The sequence below is a fragment of the Nocardia sp. NPDC003999 genome (assembly GCF_053604885.1).
Genome location: NZ_JBSGIB010000008.1, coordinates 23,502 through 44,252, shown reverse-complemented (window position 1 = coordinate 44,252; position 20,751 = coordinate 23,502). Strand labels below are relative to the sequence as shown.

At 64.7% G+C, this 20,751-nt stretch carries 17 protein-coding genes; 6 read left to right on the top strand and 11 right to left on the bottom strand.

What is annotated here, in order from left to right; all coding sequences use genetic code 11:
* Positions 1–22 precede the first annotated feature (22 nt).
* Genes ACWESM_RS17655 through ACWESM_RS17645 form a run of 3 tightly spaced genes read left to right on the top strand, consistent with a single transcriptional unit; the run spans position 23 to position 3,089 of the window.
* Positions 23–1,606 (top strand): asparagine synthase-related protein, encoded by a 1,584-nt coding sequence (locus ACWESM_RS17655; protein WP_452492614.1) that lies wholly within the window; start codon positions 23–25, stop codon positions 1,604–1,606.
* 17 nt (positions 1,607–1,623) lie between these two features.
* A complete protein-coding gene (locus tag ACWESM_RS17650; RefSeq protein ID WP_452492612.1) occupies positions 1,624–2,835 on the top strand; it encodes an arylsulfotransferase family protein in 1,212 nt (403 codons plus the stop codon).
* Entirely contained in the window at positions 2,832–3,089 is a 258-nt protein-coding gene (locus tag ACWESM_RS17645; protein ID WP_355073188.1) for a phosphopantetheine-binding protein, read from the top strand. Before ACWESM_RS17650 ends, ACWESM_RS17645 begins: the two co-directional genes overlap by 4 nt.
* Position 3,090: 1 nt before the next feature.
* Here the strand turns inward: ACWESM_RS17645 and ACWESM_RS17640 are convergent, their stop codons facing one another.
* A complete protein-coding gene (locus ACWESM_RS17640; RefSeq protein WP_355073186.1) occupies positions 3,091–4,338 on the bottom strand; it encodes an alanine racemase in 1,248 nt (415 codons plus the stop codon).
* Positions 4,335–5,900, bottom strand: a complete 1,566-nt coding sequence (locus tag ACWESM_RS17635) for a class I adenylate-forming enzyme family protein (protein ID WP_452492610.1) — start codon at positions 5,898–5,900, stop codon at positions 4,335–4,337. The genes ACWESM_RS17640 and ACWESM_RS17635 overlap by 4 nt, the downstream gene beginning before the upstream one ends.
* A 319-nt stretch (positions 5,901–6,219) precedes the next feature.
* On the opposite strand from ACWESM_RS17635, the gene ACWESM_RS17630 reads away from it, so the two are divergent.
* The 3 genes from ACWESM_RS17630 to ACWESM_RS17620 are packed head-to-tail and all read left to right on the top strand — an operon-like array spanning position 6,220 to position 9,023.
* Complete coding sequence (locus tag ACWESM_RS17630; protein WP_452492608.1) at positions 6,220–7,386, top strand: radical SAM/SPASM domain-containing protein; 1,167 nt, start codon at positions 6,220–6,222, stop codon at positions 7,384–7,386.
* A gap of 36 nt (positions 7,387–7,422) precedes the next feature.
* Positions 7,423–8,343 carry a glycosyltransferase family 2 protein gene (locus ACWESM_RS17625; protein WP_452492606.1) on the top strand — a complete coding sequence of 307 codons (921 nt, stop codon included), beginning with the start codon at positions 7,423–7,425 and terminating at the stop codon, positions 8,341–8,343.
* Positions 8,344–8,360: 17 nt separating this feature from the next.
* Positions 8,361–9,023 (top strand): histidine phosphatase family protein, encoded by a 663-nt coding sequence (locus ACWESM_RS17620; RefSeq protein ID WP_452492604.1) that lies wholly within the window; start codon positions 8,361–8,363, stop codon positions 9,021–9,023.
* On the opposite strand, the gene ACWESM_RS17615 is transcribed toward ACWESM_RS17620, so the two are convergent.
* The 9 genes from ACWESM_RS17615 to ACWESM_RS17575 all read right to left on the bottom strand — a co-directional run bounded on the left by ACWESM_RS17615 (position 8,958) and on the right by ACWESM_RS17575 (position 20,696).
* Entirely contained in the window at positions 8,958–9,998 is a 1,041-nt protein-coding gene (locus tag ACWESM_RS17615; RefSeq protein ID WP_452492602.1) for a hypothetical protein, read from the bottom strand. The two genes, ACWESM_RS17620 and ACWESM_RS17615, sit on opposite strands and share 66 nt — an antisense overlap.
* A 15-nt stretch (positions 9,999–10,013) precedes the next feature.
* Positions 10,014–11,054: a phosphotransferase gene (locus tag ACWESM_RS17610; RefSeq protein WP_452492601.1), complete on the bottom strand. Its 1,041-nt coding sequence runs from the start codon at positions 11,052–11,054 to the stop codon at positions 10,014–10,016.
* 137 nt (positions 11,055–11,191) lie between these two features.
* Positions 11,192–11,854, bottom strand: coding sequence for a hypothetical protein (locus tag ACWESM_RS17605; RefSeq protein WP_452492599.1), 663 nt, complete (start codon positions 11,852–11,854; stop codon positions 11,192–11,194).
* Positions 11,851–13,521 (bottom strand): ABC transporter family substrate-binding protein, encoded by a 1,671-nt coding sequence (locus tag ACWESM_RS17600; RefSeq protein ID WP_452492597.1) that lies wholly within the window; start codon positions 13,519–13,521, stop codon positions 11,851–11,853. Before ACWESM_RS17600 ends, ACWESM_RS17605 begins: the two co-directional genes overlap by 4 nt.
* Positions 13,522–13,558: 37 nt before the next feature.
* The gene (locus tag ACWESM_RS17595; RefSeq protein ID WP_397278689.1) at positions 13,559–15,259 is read right to left on the bottom strand and encodes an ABC transporter family substrate-binding protein; all 1,701 of its coding nucleotides are present in this window, start codon (positions 15,257–15,259) and stop codon (positions 13,559–13,561) included.
* Positions 15,256–16,941 (bottom strand): ABC transporter family substrate-binding protein, encoded by a 1,686-nt coding sequence (locus ACWESM_RS17590; protein WP_397278687.1) that lies wholly within the window; start codon positions 16,939–16,941, stop codon positions 15,256–15,258. The genes ACWESM_RS17595 and ACWESM_RS17590 overlap by 4 nt, the downstream gene beginning before the upstream one ends.
* 13 nt (positions 16,942–16,954) lie before the next feature.
* On the bottom strand, positions 16,955–18,805 hold the full coding sequence (locus tag ACWESM_RS17585; protein WP_452492595.1) for an ABC transporter ATP-binding protein: 1,851 nt from the start codon (positions 18,803–18,805) through the stop codon (positions 16,955–16,957).
* Entirely contained in the window at positions 18,802–19,722 is a 921-nt protein-coding gene (locus ACWESM_RS17580) for an ABC transporter permease (protein WP_355073166.1), read from the bottom strand. Before ACWESM_RS17580 ends, ACWESM_RS17585 begins: the two co-directional genes overlap by 4 nt.
* Positions 19,719–20,696, bottom strand: coding sequence for an ABC transporter permease (locus ACWESM_RS17575; protein ID WP_355073164.1), 978 nt, complete (start codon positions 20,694–20,696; stop codon positions 19,719–19,721). Before ACWESM_RS17575 ends, ACWESM_RS17580 begins: the two co-directional genes overlap by 4 nt.
* Positions 20,697–20,751: the final 55 nt, after the last annotated feature.

The window sequence follows — 20,751 nt, the reverse complement described above, 5'->3', positions numbered from 1 at the left end:
TGAGCATGTCGCGGAGTATCGGATGCTGAAATTCGTCTTGGACAGGCAGGCAGAGTGCGGAAGCTCGTCCGATTGGCGCTGGGACGGCCGTGCGTGGCGAAAGGGCGACAGTTGGATCGTCCCGCTGCGCCATCCCGCGCTGACGCACCGGATGGTGACCTGCGGAGAGACGGTATCGGTTGTCTCCCGGGAGCGTCGACGCGGAGATCCCGCCGTCGAACCCGGTGCGCCGGAACAAATCTCCTATGCGGAGCTCATCCGTCTGGCACAGGAAACGGCGCGGTGGCCGATCGACTACACGATGCTGCGCATCGACGCGGGCACGGTAGCCGTCGAGGCCGGAGTCTGGGCGATCGCACCGATCTATCTGGCGGGTGGGCGGGATCGGCTTGCTGGTTCGTGGCAGCCCACCGATCTGCACGACTACGCGGACACCTCGACCCTGTCGGACACCGAGGTCGCCCGCCTGCTGACCAGGCGACACCGATACGGTCACGAGACCGTCTGGCACGCGGTGAAACGGCTGACCGAGCGCTCGACCGCGACTTGGCAAGACGGCACGCTGCGGCTGACCTATCCGAGCCCCGCTGAGCACGCGATGCCGAGACCGCTGCGCCGTGGCGCGGATGTGCTGACCGCCTTCGAGCACGCGTTGGACACCGCGGTGCACCGGCGCGAGTTTCCGGCGCACCAGTGCGGTATCGAATTGTCCGGCGGACTCGACAGCACCAATGTGGCCGCGACGCTGGCCGAACGCGGCGGCCAGATGATCACCGCCGCCGCCGTGCTGATGGACGGGTCCTGCGGGCAGGCGCAGCGGAACCGGCGTCGGCAGTTGATCGAGGAGTTCCACTGCGCTGGCGATATCACGGTGGACGCAACCGAACACCTGCCATTTCATCCCGGTGGAGTACGCGGCCGTGGGCTTCCGGTCAGCCCGTACTCCGAGCCGTGGATCGAGGCGAAACAACCGATGCTGGCGGGCCTGGCGGCGTGCGGTGTGCGGTGGTCCTTCGGCGGCACGGGCGGTGACGAATTGATGTCAGTGCGGGCCTGCGAGAAGACCGGATCGCACGGCTCACGTCCTTACCCGCCCTGGCTCGGTAAGCGAGCTGTCGCGGCGGCGCCGCACAGCGAGGAGGGCATCGCGCCGGCCACTGTCCTGCGCGAGAGCACGTTATTGGCGTTCGGTAGCCGAACACCCCAATTTCTCGACAAAGGATTGTGGCCGGTCTCACCGCTGGCGGATCCGCAGTTGACTCGTTTCTGCGAGTGGCTGCCCCTACCGTGGCGGGCGGACAAGACGCTGGCACGACTGCGCCTGAGCGGCTTGGGTTTGCCGCTGTCCGTGTACTGCGGCCCGCGCGACGATCCACGAGAGACCTTGGATATCGCGTTCCGGCGCCATGTCCTGCCCTTCCTGGAGACCATGTGCGTCGAAGGCGGCGTTCTGGTCGATTCCGGTTACGTCGACGCCGATGGGCTGCGTAGGACCGCGCGGGCGGTGCGTCGCATGGGCGAGAAGGTCGCGCTGGACCGGACTCTGTTCACGATCGCCGCGGTGGAGGCGGGACTGCGAACGTGCTCGGCGCACACTGTCGGATGACATGAGGGGGAGAACCAGTGGACTTTGTAACTACGACGCCTGAAGAACTCTTCGTGTTCTCGCCCGCGTCGTCGTACCCCGATCCGGCGGCGTTCGTCGTCGATCGCACAGGCGCGGAACTTCATCGGTGGAGCAGTCCCGCGGAGCAGCCTGGTGAGCGCACCGACCCGCCGAGTTTCCTGCGGGGCTGGAATCACGTCGAGGTGCTGCCCGACGGTGGCCTGCTCGCCATTGTCCCTTTGCATGGCGTACTTCGACTCAGCAATACATCCGAGGTCCTATGGTGTTCGTCTGTCGCGGCGCATCACGACATGTATGTTGACGCCGAGGGTGCGGTGTACGTCCTGACCGAGCATCGGCGTCGAATGCGAGTCGACGACAAGCCCTGGGCGATACTCGACAATGCGATCACGATGCTCGGTCCGGACGGCGTGGTGCACCGGTCGTGGTCCATATACGAAATTCTCTCCACAGAGCCGGTTATCGCAAGGATGCTCGACGAAGCGCAACGCCGGAAACATGCGCTGTTTCTAGGATCCGGCTGGCCCGCAGTGGATTCTGCACTGCGTGCGGCCGAAGTTCCACAAGCTCTGGAGCTTCTGGGCAATGACGACCGTACGTATCTGTCACGAGATGAACTCGCCGTCCTGCGTCGGCTGCCTCATTCTCCGTGTGACGTGTTGCATGCCAACTCCATAGAACTGCTCGGAAGCCCTCCGCACGGGTTGTGGGAGCAAGGACACTGGCTGGTCTCGCTGCGAGAGCTCGATCTGATCGCAGTACTCGATCTCCGGGCAGGTCGAGTGGTGTGGTGGTGGGGTCCCGGTGAACTGTCCGGTCAACATCAGCCGTCGGCGTTGCCGTCTGGCAACATCCTTGTCTTCGACAACGGCAGAAGTCACGGCAGGTCTCGAGCGGTTGAAGTCGATCCGACAACCGGGCGGATCGTGTGGCAGTACGTTGCCACGCCGCCGACATCCTTCTTCACCGCCGTGGCAGGCGGCTGCGAGCCACTGTCCAGTGGGAATGTCCTGATCACCGACGCCCAAGCGGGGCGCGCATTCGAGATTTCGCGGTCCGGAGATGTCGCGTGGGAATGGACAGTGCCGGACGTCTACTGTCCGCCTCGAAAGAGCCGCGCGACGATCTACCGCTTCGCCGCGGTACCGGCTACCGTGCTGCGGCGTCCAGAGGCGCTGGTGGCATCCGAACAAGGGGGCAGGGCATGAGAACTTGGAGCGAAGAGTACGAGAATCTGCTTCGGCGGCACGTCACCGCTGTCGCGGCAGAGGAGTCGTTGCGGGCTGAGGCGCCATTCGGTGATCTCGGTATCGATTCTCCGAGCATCATCAGTCTGCTCGTCGAAGCGGAGGAGATCTTCGAGATCACCATCCCTGACGATGAGTTGAACGGGGAGACCTTTCACAGCCCGCTGTCGTTCTGGCGGGTCATCGATCGCCTTCGGCGTGCCGACAGCGCGTAGTTCACGATCGCAGAGCCGTTCGGACCAGCTCCGTTCTGCTGATCGAGTGCAGTTGGCCATTGTCGACCACGGCCTCTCGGGGCAATGCACGACTGAGGAAACCGAGGAGGCTGGCGGACAGCCCATATGCGCCGACATTCGGAACTCGCATCGAGTCACCGACATGTGGCAGAGGCATCCGAACATTCCGCGACAGGGTGTCCATCGGTGTGCAGAGCGGTCCGACGAAGTCGACGGAGCGTTCCTCCGCATGGCCGGCACTCCGGTCGGCCAGCGAAACCAGCTGCGCTCGCATGGGAAGTAGTCGCCCAAGGCCTGACAGCCCACCGAGGTGGTTGATGCCCGCATCGAGGATCGCGTAGTGACGGTCGCCGAGCTGTTTGACGTCCAGCACGCTGCAGATCAGGCTGCCCGCCGAGCCGACGAGATAGCGACCGGACTCGAAGGAGATCACCGGCGTACCTTGTCGCCAGCCCGGTGCGTAGCGATCGAGCAGCGCGGCCACAGGCTCGCGCAGGCCGGAGTAGTCGACCGGCGGCCCCGCGGTCGCGAAGGGCGTGGCGAACCCGCCGCCGAGATCGATCTCGGTGAACGGCGCCGCGGCGTGCTCTTGGAGTTCGGCCGCGACGGTGAGACTGTGCTCGATGCCGCTCAGCAGAGTCGATGGATCGGTGACCGACGACGCCGGGAAGAAGTGCAGACCGGTGACGACGCCCATGTCGTCGGTCGAATTCCGCATTCTGGTGCGCAGTTCCGCCAAGTCGATGCCGAACTGCGAGGTGCCGTTCATTCGAAGCCCGCCGCCGTCTGCTGCGCCGGTATTCACGCGAAGCAGGCAACGAACGTCAACGTCTTCCCGTCGCGCCTGCTCGGTCAACATGCGCAACTGGCCGTAGGACTCCACGGAGAAGCTACGGACGTTCGATCGGATGGCCCGCACCACCTCGGCGGGAGCCTTTCCCGGCCCGGTGTACAAGATCTGCGCGGCATCCGCACCGGCGGTCAGCGCGACGTCGAGCTCACCGAGTGAACTCACCTCCGCGGTCGCGCCACAACGCAACAGCTCCGCCACGACCGCTGGATGCGGATTGGCCTTCACCGAGTAGTAGAGCTTGCTGCCCGCGGGCAGGGCAGCCCGCAATGCGTCGTGGGCGCGACGGATCTCGTCCAGCCGGTAGAGATACAGCGGCGTCCCGTAGGCGGCTGCGAGGTCGCGCGCGAGACCGTCACCATGCCCTACTCCGGTCATCGCGCCACCAACCGTGTGGTCAGCTCACGCAGCGCTGCGCGGTCGAGTTTGCCGTTTGCCGTGGTCGGCATGCTTTCGAGTACCTCACAGTGATCGGGGACCTTGGCTGGAACAAGCCGTTCACGTAGCCCCGCCAGCACCAAGGCCCCGGTGACGGGACCCGAGACCCACAAGACTGCCGGTGTGCCCTGGTGCGGTGGAATCAGAACCGCGGCCCGCACGCCCGCTACCGCTGAGGCCGCGCCTTCGATCTCCGCCGCGCTGACACGGATACCGCGCGCCTTGTATATGCCGTCCATCCGGCCGTACACGGTCAATTCCCCACGAGCGTCCAAGCTGCCGTAGTCGCCGGTGAACAAAACGCGATGACCGGTAGCGAGACAGCGAGCGAAGTTCGCGACCGTAGATTTCGGTGCGCGCCAGTATCCATCGGACACATGCCGGCCGATGGTCACGATATGACCGGTGTGTCCGGGTGGGAGTGCGTTCCCCTGCCCGTCGACGACGACCACCTGGGTACCGGGAATCGGGTGACCTACCGTATCGACCGGCAGATCCTCTCGGCTCGGCGTTCGAATCGAGATCCGCGCGCACTCGGTCAAGCCGTACATGAGCGCGATTCGCGCAGTGGGGAATGCGTCGATCAAGGAACGCTGCATGTCGGGTGTCAGGCGCTCGCCGGTGTTGGTGATCAGCCGCACGGTCGACAGTTCCCCATGCCGCGCGGACAACGCGACGATCATCTCGGCCAAGGTGGGCACCACCGGCACAATGGTCGCCTTCACTGCACGGACGCGTCGCAACAGGCCGACATAGTTCGCCGGATCGGTCAAGACGAGTTCGGAGCCGGCCCGCGCGCACAGCAATATCTGATAGAAGCCGTAGTCGAAGCTCATCGGAACGGCGCACAGCACGACATCGCGGCGCGAATACCGCAGCCGTGTGTGCACCGCTGCCAGTACGAAGCTCGCTTGGCGATAGGAGCACACCACTCCCTTCGGCGTGCCCGAGCTTCCGGAGGTGTAGAACAACAGGGCCGGCGCGGTACCTCGATGAACTATCGCGGGTATCGCCCGGTCGCCGAACGCGCGGATCCGTTCTTCCACCTCGCTCCAGGGCACCACCGCGAAATGCCGTGCGCTCGATGGATCGAGCGGCGCGACGTCGAATCCTACGACCAGCACCGGATCGGCGTCGCGCACGATCGGCAGCAGCTGGTGATCGCGTAGCTGGATGTGCAGCGGAACGAGTGTCGCGCCGATGCGCATCACGGCGTGCGCGAGTGCCGCGAACTCGATCCTGTGCTCCGCTCGGACGACTAGTCGGGTGCCCGGTCGTACCCCTTCATGCCACAACCAACGAGCGAATTGTTCGATCAGCGCGACGAGTTCGCGATAGCTGATACTGCGATTATCGTCCGTGACCGCAGTCGCGGAGGGCGCTCGGCTCGCTGCGAGCGGGATAAGGTCCGGCAACGAGCATTCTGCCGAGTCGGCAGCCGGGAACTCGGCGAGGCCCCAACTGGTGGTGTCGACGCTGCCGAGCGGCGCTGGTTCGTCCATGTGGTCAGCGGCTCATTCACTCGTAGTTCGGTTGGCTCTCGAATGATCGCGAGGTACGCGGCAGCGTGTCAAGGACACGAATTATTGTGTCTCAACGCTATTCGGGGGTACGTTGCAGATCGGGTCGCAGTCTCGCGTGGCCCGCATGTTGGGGGAGGAAGGATTTCCGATCCAGCGTTTCGCTGACCATGGACTCACGCCGAATTATTCGGTGCGGGCCGCTGTCCTGTTTAGGAGTGCGATGATGCTACCCGCACAGCTTCAGACCTCGCCGTATCTGACATGTGTCCGGCCGGGTGACCAAGCGCCGGTCGTATATATGACCGACACGCTGGGCCCAGAGTATCCGTATATGACCGACGCGGATGAAGCCGCGTTCGGAGTAATAGGATTGGATCGCAGCGTCACCTGGCATCGTGATCCCGCGGGGCTGAACGCATTGCAGGCCGCTGCGGCGGAGCCGCTGTCGACGCGCAACCTCACCGAGCGTTTCGGAATGGATCTGGTCCGAGACCTGGTGGCCCGGGGTTGGTTACAGGACCCAGCACTGCTCTGTCGAGACTATGTGTTGAGGACCGGTCAGATCGAAGTGACTGCGCACTGCAACTGGGGATGCAGCTACTGCCCGGTCGCGGTGGATCCGAAACCGAAGGCGACCATGCCGATGGATCTCTTCACCGAAATCATCGAGAAGCTACAGCCGCACCGGGACATTCGGTTCGTCACCTTTCATTTCTTCAATGAGCCAACTCTGGACAAATATTTCTCCGAGCGAATCGATGTGTTGTCCGAGTACGGCATGAAGCTGTCCCTTTCCAGTAACGCCAGTGCGCTGACCTCCTCGAAAGCCGCGAAGCTGATCGACAGCGGCGTAATGCACCACCTGGTGGTGAATCTCCCGAGCCTGCACGAAGTCGAATTCGCCTCGCTCACCGCAGCGTCGACCTTCCAGCAGTCGCTGCGCAATCTCGACGAAGTGGTCGCGGCGGAGAAGTTCCCGGTCACGATCGCGGTCAATGGGGTCGGCGAATCGGTGTCCAGGCGCCGGGAGGAACTGGCCGCCGTGTACGAACCGCGCGGTGTAACCGTCGTAGCGACGCAGACCTGCGATCGGGCGGGAACGTTGGACAACGAATATCATCAGGACGTCAGGGTCGACGATAGGCTCCGTGGTTGCAGTTGGCCGTTGAATCACGCGTATTTCTCCGTTACAGGTGACATGTTCATCTGCTGTAACGACTACTATCAGCGGGAAAAGTTCGGCAATATCCGAGAAGGTTCCGTACACGAGATCATGACGAACGCGGAGGCGGTCCGCTTGCGACGTCGGGTATTCGGCGTGGAGGACGCTCCGGCCGACTATATCTGCCGTACCTGTCACGATCAGAAGCTCGATTTCGTGCATCGGCAGTTCCGGCCACTCGCCAGCTTTCCGCTCGAGGTCCTGAATCGCGATCGGTGTGGCGTTGGGAAAAGTTGTGGTTAGCGGTGGTCGACGGCTGCGCGTGGGGGAGCTCGTCCGATGATCAGTGTCGTTATTCCCACACTCGATAGGCCGGATTTGCTCGGGCAGGCCTTGGTGAGCATATACGAGCAGACATATCGCGATGTGGAAGTCATCGTCGTCAACGACGGTGGCGTCAGTGTCGCGGATATCGCTCGGGCCTGGGAGCACGAGCTGTCGATCGATCTCGTCGAACTATCCCATCGCGCGGGCTGTTCACGCGCACGCAATATCGGCATCGAGCGCGCGTCCGGCGAGTACATCGCCTTCTTGGACGACGACGACATCTTCCTTCCCCACCATCTCGAATCGGCGTCGGCGCTGCTTCGATCTGGTGCGCGATTCGCATACTCCGGGGCGGTCGTCAGCAGTCGGCGGTGTACTGGGCTGCCCGGCGACTGGAAGCAGATGCATCGCAAGAGCTATGCGTTCGACCCGAGATTCCTCCTGGTTGCCAACTACATTCATACCGGAGCCGTGGTCGTCGAGAACTTCAAGGACACGCGGGTGCGGTTCGATGAGCGCCTCAGCCTGTGCGAGGACTGGGACATGTGGCTGGCATTGACTCACGAACTCGCCTATCCCGTGGCCTTCGAAGACGCCGTTACGACGATCTACCACCAGATCGAGGGCGAAGGGGGCATGGTCGTAGATGGTCAGGCAACCGTTCCCAGCCCGTTCTCTGTTGTGCGGCAGGAAGTCTATTCGCGATGGAGTGCGACCGACGACGAGCTGGTCGTACGGTATCGCGATTGGTTCACCGCATTCGAGAACTACCGGAACGAATTGATCTCGCGCGCGAGCCCGATGCCGCGGCAGCTGTTCGACTCCGTTCTGCGGCAATCGTATTGGCGATTCGCCGAAGGCATCGAGCCGGACTTCGACGAGATACCCACCTTCTTCGCGCTTCCGAACCATTCGGTGGGGCAGCCAGCGTAGTGAACGAGCTCGTTATCGTGCGGCACGGCCAGTCGTACAGCAATGTGACCGGCGTGCTCGCGGGCCCGGGTTGCCGAGGGTTGACCGCCGACGGAAGGGCTGCCGCGCGAGCGGTGGCCGATCGAATGACCTCGCAGGGCCGGGTTCAGTCCTTTGTCTGTAGCCCAACACGGCGGGCGAAGGAGACCGCTGAGATCATCAGCGCCCGGACACAGTTTCCGGTCGTCGAAATGGCCGCGCTCCGGGTGGCGGATCCCGGGCTCAACGAGGGAATGACCCGGCAACAGTGGCGCGCCACCGACGCGGTGGAACGACAACGACGCGGCTCGGAGAGTTGGTGCTCGTATTTGACGCGGTCCTCGGCGTGCCTGGCCGATCTTCTGTCCAGCTGTCGAGGTCGAACGCTGGTGGTGGGACATACCGAAACGGTGATCGCGGCCTTCTCCTTGCTCCTCGGTGCGACCGACCTGGGCAGGCTCGGCATCAGTGTCGACTACACCGCGGTGACGTCGTTTCGCGAATTCGATGGCAAGTGGCAGTTGGTGGGATACAACGATGTGAGCCACCTCCCGCCCGGCATCGCGAGATACCCTGGAGCGCTCTCGCCCCTGTCGTCATCCGGCTATCGCGGGGTTGGCGGCCATGATCCGTTCGGCCACCCGATACAGCGTGGGCAGTGAACGAGTCACCGCGTCGGCTCGCGCGGCGAGGTCGGCGCTGGACACTATTCCTATCTTCGAAAGCGCGGTGCAGAACCGCTCGGAACAAGCCCGCCGGTCGGCAGCCGACCCGTCCGTGTCCACAATCTGTTGACAGCGCCCATAGGTGGCGATGATCCAGAAGACCGCCGCTCGATGCTCTCCGGCGGCAACGAGACGGCGGGCACCTTCGATGGCGACCGGGCGACCGTGGGCGGTGATATCCGCACTGAACGGGAACCGGCTCGTTGCTACGGTCGCCGCGACATCGAATACCTCGGCAAGATCGGCCACCATCTGGTCAGCCTGCTCGGCGCTCAGTTCGAGCGGGCACAGATGCCGCAGCAGGTCTTCCTGGATCTCCGGCATGCCGTAGTCCTCGAGCACCTGCCGGACTGCCTGATAACGCAGCCGCACCGTTGGATTGCGCAGGGCGGCGACGAGGGGCACATGTGCCATGACACCGGTACCGAACAACCAACACGTCACCTGGTCGGGCCATGGTGCGGACGGGGTGAGCCGCGCGAGGAAGCGCTCGCTGTGCCGGATGGCGTCTCGGCAGCGTTCTCGAACCCAGCGGAGGTCCGCGAAAGACCCCGCAACAGTGCGTTGAAGCGCCTGTAGATCGCCTGAGGGATCCACGATCACCGAGTCGACCCGGAACGCGGACGCCAAATGATATGAACCCAGGACGGCTTCGGGATCGGCGAGCCGACTCCACGGCCGATAACTGATCTCCAGCAGCGCACCGCGGTGGACGATCTTTCCGGGCTTGGGACCGTGCGCTGACGAAGACGTCACGACTACGACATCGACGTCGGACTCGGGATGGATCGGGATGTCGCCCGGCAGGCCCACGGTGGAGCCTGCGTAATGGGCGCTGTGGAACCACGGGGCGCCCTCGGCATACCGCGCGACCCAATCCGCCGCCGCGGCCCTGGCTTCGCTGATCAGCACAGTCGTTCCCCCGGGTCAGCGGAGCAGATCCAGGGCATCCCAGTCGTCGGCGGCAACCGCGCAACGCTCCAAGATGGGCAGTCGAGCGGGCCAACTCCCCCGACTCTGTTCCAGTCCTATGACGTGCAGCGTGAGCGGTGTGCAGAAGTTCCACAGCAATCCGGCCCGCAATTCGGTGGTCCACTGCTCGGTGTCTTCCCGCGCTGCGCCGAGTTCCGCGAGACGGTCGTGGTACGTGCGGAGCAGATCGCCCTCGATCGCACGGCGGACCTCGGTCGTCAAACTGGTTGCGAGGAACCGGGCCACATCCAACATGCCCGACGCGTGCTGCAGGAACTGGAAGTCGATGAGCGTGCAGCGACGCGGTCCGAAGTGGATGTTCTGACTGTGGAAATCGCCGTGTGCGATGGTGCGCCGCGGTGGCGTGAGCAAGGCGGCCACAGCGTCGAATTTATCCACGACGAGAGCGGGCAACGATCCGAGCATCGTCGGCCAGTCGCCGCTGTAGCCGCGCAGCCAGCGTCGGCAGAACGTACCGACACGCGAACTCGCCGGCGGCAGCAACCAGTCCCATTCCGCGGGCAGGGCCCGATTCCAGCCCCACACGTGCATGGTCGCGAGCGCGGATATCGCGCGGAATGCCAGATCGGGCGGGCACCCATCGATCTGACGGACGAAGCCGTCATCGCCCAGGTCTTCCATGAGCAGCCACGGCACGGGGGTCAGACCCCGGGCCAGTACCGCGGGGACATCGATCGGCGTGGGATTCGTCTCGTGATACCGGTAGAAACCGAGTTCGACTTCGGCCAGATGACGGCTTTCGGGAAACCGATCCGACGCTTGTTTGTAGATCAGCGAATCGGGCCCGGATGTGTCCGGTCGGCCGTAACTGATCGAGAGGCGTAGCACTTCGCCGACCAGGCCGGACTGCGCAAGTCGGTGTATCGCCACGTCATCGATGCGGTCGGTCGACGATAGCCGGTGCGTCGCGCGCAGTGTCGACTCGAGCTCGTGGGGGCCCATGATGGCGGGGATATGTGCGACTTCGCCGGTCAAGTGATGTCCTGGGGTCGAGTGGGGAGACAGGAGAGGGGAGGAGGCCACTTCCGCCCACAGGCTGCATGCGCCCAGTCACCGATGTCAAACGTTCGGCGTTCGCGAGAGGGCATCACGGGTGTCCGCCCCAGTAGTTGTCATGTCGGGTCGGAGCCGCGGATGGCAGAGAGCCAGATCGCCGCGGCGGCGGCGATCGTGGTCGCGGCGAGAAAGACGGGGAAGCCGCCGCCGTCGAGATAGACCCAAAGGAGGGCAGCGACGGAGGCGGCGACAGTGGATTGCGCATCGAGCAGGAGACGGCGGCGCAGCCGGGTGGCCTTCGCGGTGAGGGCGGCCGCGTCCGGGTCGGGGCGGCTGGGATTGTCGATGAGTCGACCGGGCGGTTCGGTGTCGCTTATCCGGCCAACGGGGTAAAGACGTCGTCCGGCGATGTGGATAGTGCGGTCGGTGAGTTCCGCCTCGGTTTCGGTGAGGATGATCAGCGCCGGGTCGAAGTACACCGGAAGCCACCGTGGCCGCCCGGTGCCGTCGATTTGTAACCACGAGCGGCTGTCCAGGCGATGCTGCTGGCGGATGCGGGTCACCCGCACGGTGCGCGCGGCGCCCGATCGCCGGAACGGGAGCAAGCCGAAGGCGACGGCGAGCCGATACCCGGTGTACCCGAGGATCCCGAGGGCAACCGCGCCTATGGCCGCCACCTGATCCGGAGTGCCGAACGGCGCCCAAGCGGCACAGACCGCGAGGGCGCCGATCGTCACGGTGATCGGATAGGCCAGCGGATGGCCCGGTCCGGAACTCACTTCAAGAAACCGACCTTGGTGTAGTCGCGCGAGGCGAGGCCGAACGCACCGTAGTTCGCCAGGTCGGTACGGGCGGCATAGGTGCCCGCCGCCTGGTTCAGCGGTACGGAGTAACCCTCTTCGAAGATCATCCGATCGCATTGGTTGGCCAGCTGAATGGCCTTGTCGGGGTCCAGTTCGGCGACGGTCTGGTCGATCAGCGCGTTGAGTTCAGGAGTGCCGATGCGCGCCTTATTGCTCTGCAGGTTGGCGGGATCGTAGTAATAGATCTGCCGCAACCCGCTGAGCGGCAGAACGCTACCACCCCAGCTGAACTGGGCCAGGTCGAAATTGCCCGGGTCGATGACATTGGTGAACAGGCCGGTGCCCGGCACCGTCTGGATGATCAGCTTTACCCCGACTCTCGCGAGATTCTGCTGCACGATCTGCGCGGTCTGCACCCACTGGTCCTGCTGGTACATCACGTCGCGGAGTTCGAGCTTACGGCCGTCCTTCTCGCGGACATCGCCGTTGAGCTTCCAGCCGAGCGCGTCCAGCATCCGGGCGGCCTCGTCCGGGTCGTAGGCGATCGGCGCGGCATTGTCCTGGTAGCCCTTCTGCCCCGCCACGAAGACGTGATTGTTCAGTGGCTTGGGATCATCCACGACGCCGTGCTGGGAGGCGGTGACCACTCCCTGCCGATCGATCGCCTTCGAGATGGCGATCCGCAACTGTGGGTCCGCGAGCAGGGAACCGGGTGCCCCATTGAATGTGATGTGGGACCAGGTCGATTCCGGCGTGCGACGGATGACCACGTTCGCGGCATTGCGCGCCGCGCTGACGTTCTCGATGCCGGACATGTAGGCGATGTCGAGCTCGTTGTTCTGGATCGCGGGCAGCCAGGCCGAGTGGTCCAGCACGCTGAAGGTGACGGAATCCAGCTTCGGCGTCTCGCCCCACCATCGGGGATTGCGCCCGAGCGCGATGCGATTCTGACTGCGATCGATGGAGGTGATCACGAAGGGGCCCGCGCTGAGCGGCAGCTCGTTCTTTGCCGCGTTGGTGAAGGTGTCGGGCGTCGCCGTGACCGACTTCGGGTACAGCGGGTTGAACAGTCCTTGCCATTCGCCGTACGGCTGGTCGAAGGTCACCACGGCCTGCCGGTCATCGGCGCCGCGCTCGACCTTGCCCACCCGTTCGAAACCGCCGGTGGCCGAGACGAGGAACGCGTTGTCCTTGCCGCTCAACGCATTCGCCTGAGACCGGAGGTCTTCCCAGGTGATCGGCGAGCCATCGGACCACACGGCCTTCGGATTGATGGTGTACTCCACCTGCTGCGGATCGGTGCCGATCAACTTGATGTCGGTGAAGAAGTCGTGCGCGATGCTCAACTGCCCCGCCGCGTCGCTGACGAAGGTGGTGGGCATTGTCGCTTCGACCAGGTAGAAGACGGTCTCCGTTCCGCCGTCCACATGCAAATAGTTGAAGTTCTCCGGGAAGTTGGTGAGTGCCAGCCGCAGGTTCCCGCCGTCGCGCAGTTCGCTCGGGTCCCTCGGATTGATGTCGTTGGTGGTGCCGATCGTGCTGCTGCCCGCGGTGACACCATTGTCGCCGCCGCATCCCGTGAGCGTCAGCCCTACGACGACCAGCGACAAAGCCAGCCGGGCACACGCAGAGGTAATCCGCATGGTGATCCTTCCTGCTCGTTGCGTCCTACGGACCGGCTCACTTCACGAAGCCCACCCGAAGGTAATCCGTGGAAGCCAGCCCGAAAGCGCCGTAGTTGGCCAGGCCTTCCCGGACGGCCACGTTGCCGGGCGATTGCGCGATGGGCACCGAGTGGCCGAGGTCGAAGATCATCCGGTCGGCCTTGTTCGCCAGCTCGATCGCTCGCTCGGGGTCGAGTTCGGAGATGGTCTGCTCGATCAAATCGTTCAGTTCGGGCGACCCGATCCGGCCCTTGTTGCTGAGCGTGTTCGCCGGGTCGTACGCGTAGATCTGGGGCAGCGCGCCGAGCGGGAAAATGCTTCGTGACCAGCTGAACTGAGCGATATCGAAGTTGCCGGGGTCGATGACATCGGTGAACAGGCCGTTGCCGGGGTAGGTCTGGATCAGCAGTTTCACCCCGATCCGCGCGAGATTCTGCTGCATGATCTGAGCCAATTGCACCCAGGTGTCCTGCTGGAACATCACGTCGCGGATCACCAGCTGGCGTCCGTCCTTCTCGCGGACGTCACCGTTGAGTTTCCAGCCCAGTTCGTCCAGCATCCGGGCCGCCTCGTCCGGGTTGTAGGCGATCGCCGCGGAGTTGTCCTGGTAGCCCTTCTGTCCGTCCAGGTAGATGTGGTTGTTCAGCGGCTTGGGGTTCTCCACGATCCCGTTCTGCAGCGCGGTGACGATGCCTTGACGATCGATGCCCTTCGCGATCGCTACGCGCAACTTCGGATCCGCGAGGATCGACCCAGGGGCGCCGTTGAACGTGATGTGCGAGTTGTACGGACGCGAGGCACGCCGCACGATGATGCCCGGTGAGTTGGTCGCGGACTTGACCTCCTCGATGCCCGAGACATCGATGGCGTCGAGTTCGTTGTTCTGCAAGGCGTTGAGGCGGGCCGAATAGTCGAGCACGCTGTAGGTGACAGTGTCGAGCTTCGGCGTCTCGCCCCACCATTTCGGATTGCGGCTGAGCACTATTCGTTGCTGTGCCCGGTCGACGGTGGTGATCACGAACGGTCCCGCCGACTTGGCGAGCCCGTTGCGGTCGCGCTCGTTGAACGCCTGCGGCGTAGCGGTCGATTCCTTCGGCATCAGCTGACTGAACAAGCCCCGCCACTCCGCGTAGTGCTGCGCGAAGGTGACGATTGCCTGACGGTCGTCGACGCCGCGCTCGACCTTGGCCAGCCGGCTGTAGCCCTGGGTCGCGGAGACCCGGTACTCCGTGTTGCGGCCGCTCAGCGCCTCTGCCTGGGACCGCAAATCTTCCCAGGTGATCGGGCTGCCGTCGGACCAGACCGCCTTGGGGTTGATGGTGTAGACCACCCGCTGCGGGTTGGTCTCGGTCAGCGTGATGTCGGTGAAGAAGTTGTGGTCGATCGACAACTCTCCGGCGGCATCGGACGTGATCGGCCCGGGCAACGTCCAGTCGACCACCTCGGCGACGTCACCGTCGGCGTCGACATGGTGCGAATTGAACGTCGGGGGGAAATTGGTGATGGCGAGACGCAGGTTGCCGCCGTCGCGCAATTCGCTCGGCTCGCGGGGATTGATGTCGTTGGTCGATCCGATCGCGTTGGAACCCGACTTCACTTCGCTGCCGCCCGCGCCACAGCCGACCAGCAGTGCGAGCGCCGTGCCGACAGTGAGCGCCCGAACCATCACGTTGCGTGCCTGCCTTCGGCGATTGCGGGTGGGCTGTGCTGGTCTCATTTCACAAATCCGATCTTGGTGTAGTCGTACGACGCCAGGCCCGGTGAGCCGATATTGGCGAGGTCCGCGCGGGCTCCGAAACTGCCGTCGGACTGGGTCAGCGGCAGGGAATGTCCTTCCTCGAATACCTTCCGGTCGACCTCGTTGGCCAGTTCGATCGCCTTCTTCGGGTCCAGTTCGGTCAGCGTGCGCTCGATCAGGGCATTGAGTTCGGGAGAACCGATGCGGCCGTAGTTGCCCTGCAGGTCGTTCGGGTCGTAGTAGTAGATCTGCCGGATCGAGCTCATCGCGAAGGCGTCACCGGAGAAGATGAACTGTGCGGCGTCGAAATCACCGGGAATGATGACGTCGGTGAAATAACCTGCCCCGGGCTTGGTGTCGATGGTGAGCCGCACGCCGATCCGGGCCAGATTTTGCTGGATGATCTGCGCGATCTGCACCCACAGTGGATCGTTGTACATCACGTCGCGGATTTCCAGCTTGCGGCCGTCCTTTTCGCGGACGTCACCGTTGAGCTTCCAGCCGGCCGCGTCGAGTTCCCGTGCCGCCTGGTCGGGGTCGTAGGCCACCGGGGCCGAATTGTCCTGGTATCCGTCCTGTCCCTGCAGGAAGATATGGTTGTTCAAGGGCTTCGGACTCTCGACCAGACCGTTCTGGGTCGCCGTCGCGATGCCCTGCCGGTCGATGGCCTTCGCGATCGCCACGCGCACGCGCGCGTCCGCGAGAATGGAGCCGGGCGCGCCGTTGAACGTGATGTGCCGCCAGCGATTACCGGGCGCACGGCGAATCACCAGCCCATTGGTATTGCGGACCGTCTTGACCTCGTCGATCGAGGTCAGCCGGACGAGATCCAGTTCGTTGTTCTGCAAGGCGGCCGCCCAGGCCGCCTGATCCAGCACGCTGTAGGTGATGGTTTCCAGCTTCGGTGTCCTGCCCCACCATTTCGGATTACGGCTGAGCACGATCCGGCCCTGGACGCGGTCGGTGGATCGGACGACGAACGGACCCGCGCTGAGGCCGAGCCGGTCCACGAGTCCCTTGTTGAACGATTCGGGATTCGCCGTCACCGACTTCGGGAAAAGCGAGGAGTTGCCCGCGAACTGTCCGCGCCATTCGCCGTAGGGATGGTTGAAGGTGAGGACCGCCTGCCGGTCGTCCACTCCGCGCTCGACCTTCTCGACGAACTCGAAGCCGTTGGTGATCGCGATCAAGAAGCGCTTGTCGCGGCCGCTGAGCGCGTGCGCTTCCGCGGCGATGTCCTCCCAGGTGATCGGCGTCCCGTCGGACCAGACCGCTGCGGGATTGATGGTGTAGGTGACCTGTTGTGGATTGGTGCCCGTCAGCGCGACATCGGTGAAGAAGTCCTTGTTCACGGTGAGGTTGCCCGCCGCGTCGACGTCGAAAGCGCGCGGCATGAGCGGGCGCTCGATATCGGCGATCTCGCCGTCGTTCCCGTCATTGGACAGGGTGTTCCAGTTCGCCGGGAAGCTGGTGACCGCCAGCCGTAGGTTGCCGCCTTCGCGCACTTCGTCGCGGTTCTTCGGGTTGATGTCGCTGGTGGTGCCGAGCGCGTCGGACAGGCCCGCGGCCGATTCGTCGGCGCCGGCCGCGCAGCCCGCGGCGATCAGTGCGATCGCCGCCAAGCCCGCGGTCCACCGCATTCGGTCGAAACGGATCCGCATCGCGCCCTCCTACCTATCTGCTGACTGCCGGCACCGGCACCGCGTCGATCAGCGCCCGCGTGTACTCGTGTTGCGGGGCGGCGAAAATCTGCTCCGCCGGGCCGTACTCCACGATCTTCCCGCGATACATGACCGCGATGTCGTGGGCCAGGTTTCGCACCACGGACAGATCGTGTGAGACGAACAGATAGGAGAGGCCGCGCTCGGTCTGCAGGTCGCGTAGCAGGTTCAGCACACCCGCTTGGATCGAGACGTCCAGCGAGGAGACCGGTTCGTCCAGCACCAGCAGCTCCGGGTCCAGCGCGAGTGCGCGGGCGATGCTGATGCGCTGTTTCTGGCCGCCGGAGAAGTCGCCGGGGTAACGGTCGGCGTGTTCCGGGCGCAGACCCACCTTTTCGAGCAGTTCCGGTACCCGGCGGGCGATCTCGGCGCGCGGCCGCCCGTCGATGCGCAACGGCTCGGCGAGGGCGTCGAAGATCGGCAGGCGGGGGTCGAGGGAGGCGGTGGGGTCCTGGAAGACGATCTGCATCTTGCGGCGGATCTCCCGTTTGCGCGCCTTGCTCAGGGATCCGACGTCGTTGCCCATGATCTCGATGGCGCCCGATTGCGGCGGGACCAGATCGAGGATCTGGGTGAGCGTGGTCGATTTGCCGGAGCCGGACTCACCGACCAGCGCCAAGGTGCGCCCGCCGCGGACCTCGAAGCTGATGCCGTCGACCGCCCTGATCTCCCCCTTGCGGCGGCGCAGCACCACACCGGAGGTGATCGGGAAGACCTTCACCAGGTCCGAAACCCGCAAAACGACGTCCGACTCCACCTGCGCTTCGGCCTCCGGCTCGGCGATCTCGCGCCGATAGGCGTCGAACAGCTCGTCGGTGCCGACCTCGGCGGTGCGGATGCAGGCGGCGGTATGACCCGGTTCGACTGCCTCCAGCGGCGGTTCCGCCGCCCGGCATTCGCCGATCGACACCGGGCAGCGCGGTGCGAACGAGCAGCCCGGCGGCAGCGCGTGCATGGCGGGCGGGGCGCCGACGATCGGGATCAGCGGTCGCCGCGGCGGACCGTCCATGCGCGGGATCGAGCCGAGCAGACCAACGGTGTACGGCATCCGCGGCGCGTTGAACAGGGCGCTCGCGGTGGCGGTTTCGACGATCTTGCCCGCGTACATGACGGCGACCCGATCGGCCAGGGTCGCGGCGATACCCATGTCGTGGGTGATCATGATGACGCCCGCGCCGGTGATGTCGCGCGCTTTGCGCAGCAGATTGAGGATCTGCTTCTGCACCGTCACGTCCAGCGCGGTGGTCGGCTCGTCGCAGATGATCAGCGCCGGGTCGTTCGCGATCGCCATCGCGATGACGACGCGCTGACGCTGGCCACCCGAGAACTCGTGCGGAAACGCCTTGGCCCGCACTTCCGGGTCCGGGATACCGACCAGGTCGAGCAGCTCCACCGCGCGCTTCGCGGCATCGCCTCTGCTCGCCTTGCCGTGCGCCAGCAGGGCTTCGGCGATCTGATCGCCCACCCGGTAGACCGGCGTGAGCGCCGAGAGCGGGTCCTGGAACACCATGCTGATGGAACTGCCGCGCAGCTTGGACAGTTCGCGATCCCCCAGCCCGAGCAATTCGCGTCCGCGGAACCGGATGGAACCGGTGATCCGCGCCTGCTCCGGCAGCAACCCCATCACCGCCAGCGAGGACACCGACTTGCCCGAACCGGATTCGCCGACGATGGCGAGCACTTCGCCGTCGGAGACCGTGTAGTCGACGCCGCGTACCGCGTCGATGCGGCCCTCCTCGCTGGGGAAGGACACCCGCAGATCGGTGATCTCCAGCAGTGGCGCGGTGGAGGTCGTCGTCGTCATGCCTTTGCCTTCTTCTTCGACCGAGCCCGCTTCGCGCCGGGATCGAACGCGTCGCGCAGTCCGTCACCGACGAGGTTGGCGCACAGCACGGTGATGATCAGCAGACCACCTGCGAACAGGAACAGCCAGGGATAAGTCAACGCTGATTTGGTCCCCGCGGCGATCAGCGAGCCGAGCGACACGTCCGGCGGCTGCACGCCGAAACCGAGGAAGCTCAGCCCCGTTTCGGCCATGATCGCCGAGCCGACGGTGAGGGTGGTGTCGATGATCAGGATCGAGGCGATGTTCGGGATGACGTGGCTGAGGATCACCGTGCGGGTGGGCGCGCCCATGTACCGCGCGGCCCGGACGAATTCGCGATCACGCAGGCTCAGCGTCAGGCCGCGCACGATCCGCGCCGAGATCATCCAGCCGAAGCAGGACAGCAGGAGGATCAGCAGCAGGATGGAACCGCTGCCCTTGGTGCGCGGCGCGAACAGCGCGATGATGATGAAGCTCGGGACCACCAGCAGCAGGTCGACCAGCCACATGATCGCCCGGTCGGTCCAGCCGCCGAGCAGTCCGGCCAGTGAACCGGCGGTGGCGGCGATCGTGGTGGACAACAGCGCCACGCACAGGCCGATGACCAGGGACTTCTGCAGTCCGCGCAGGGTCTGCGCGAGGACGTCCTGACCGATCTGGGTGGTGCCGAACGGATGTTCCGGGCTCGGCGGTTTGAGCAGGGCGGTGTAGTCCAGCTGCTGGTAGTCGTAGGGCAGGAAGGGCGGCAGCGCGAAACTGACGACGAACAGCGTGATGAGGACGATGCCGCCCGCGACGGCGGGTTTGTTGCGCAGGAAGCGCCGCAGGACCAGCTTGCGCCGCCCGGTCGCGGCGACCTCGGGCGCGCCTTGGACGATGATCTCGGCTTCGGTCATCCCACACGCACCCTTGGATCGAGAATCGCGTACACGATGTCGGACAGCAGACCCGACACCAGCACGACCAGGCCGGCGAACGCGGTGACCGTCACCACGACGTACAGATCCTGGGCGTTGATCGAGTCGACCAGCCACTCGCCGACGCCGTGCCAGCCGAAGATCTTCTCGGTGAACGTCGCGCCGGTGATCAGGGCGCCGAGACTGTAGGCGAACAGCGTGGCCATCGGGATCAGCGCCGTGCGCAGGCCGTGCTTGTACAGCGCCTTGCTTCGAGTGAGCCCCTTGGCGCGGGCGGTGCGGATGAAATCGCTCTGCAGCACGTCGAGCATCGCGTTGCGCTGGTAGCGGCTGTAGCCCGCCATCGCACCGAGGGCCAGCGCGGTGGTGGGAAGGATCAGGTGCTGGATGCGGTCGAGCAGTTGCGGCCCGAATCCTTCGATCTTGTTCGCCGACGTCTCGCCGGTGTAGAGGAAGATCTGCGATCCGGTGAGCGAGTTTACTTCCAGCGCACCGTATTTCAGCAGCGTCGCGAGCAGGAATACCGGCGTGCTCAAGATCAGTAGCGACACCACGGTGGTGAAGTAGTCGCTGAACTTGTATTGCCGGATCGCCCCCGCCGCGCCGATCAGCACGCCGAGCACCGTGCCGACCAGGGAGCCGACGATCAGCAGCCGCAGACTCACCGCGACCCGCCGCGGCAGCTCCTCGCTGACCGGTTGACCGGCCAGCGTCGTGCCGAAGTCACCGTGCGGAATGCCCTTCAGCCAGGTGATGTAGCGCTCCGGGATCGGGTCGTTGAGGTGCAGCTCCTCGGCCTTGGCGTCGATCACTGCCTGTGGCGGGCGCGGATTGCGTTGTTCGAGACTGTCCAGCGGCCGGAACGTCAGGGACGCCAAACTGAACGTCAGGAACGAAGCCAGCAGCAACAGCACGACATAGTTGAGCGCGCGTCGTAGCAGGAAGCCGGTCATCAGTCCTCTGGTCTTTCGGCTGGACGGGCCAGCGTCGGTATTAGCCCCCGATCAT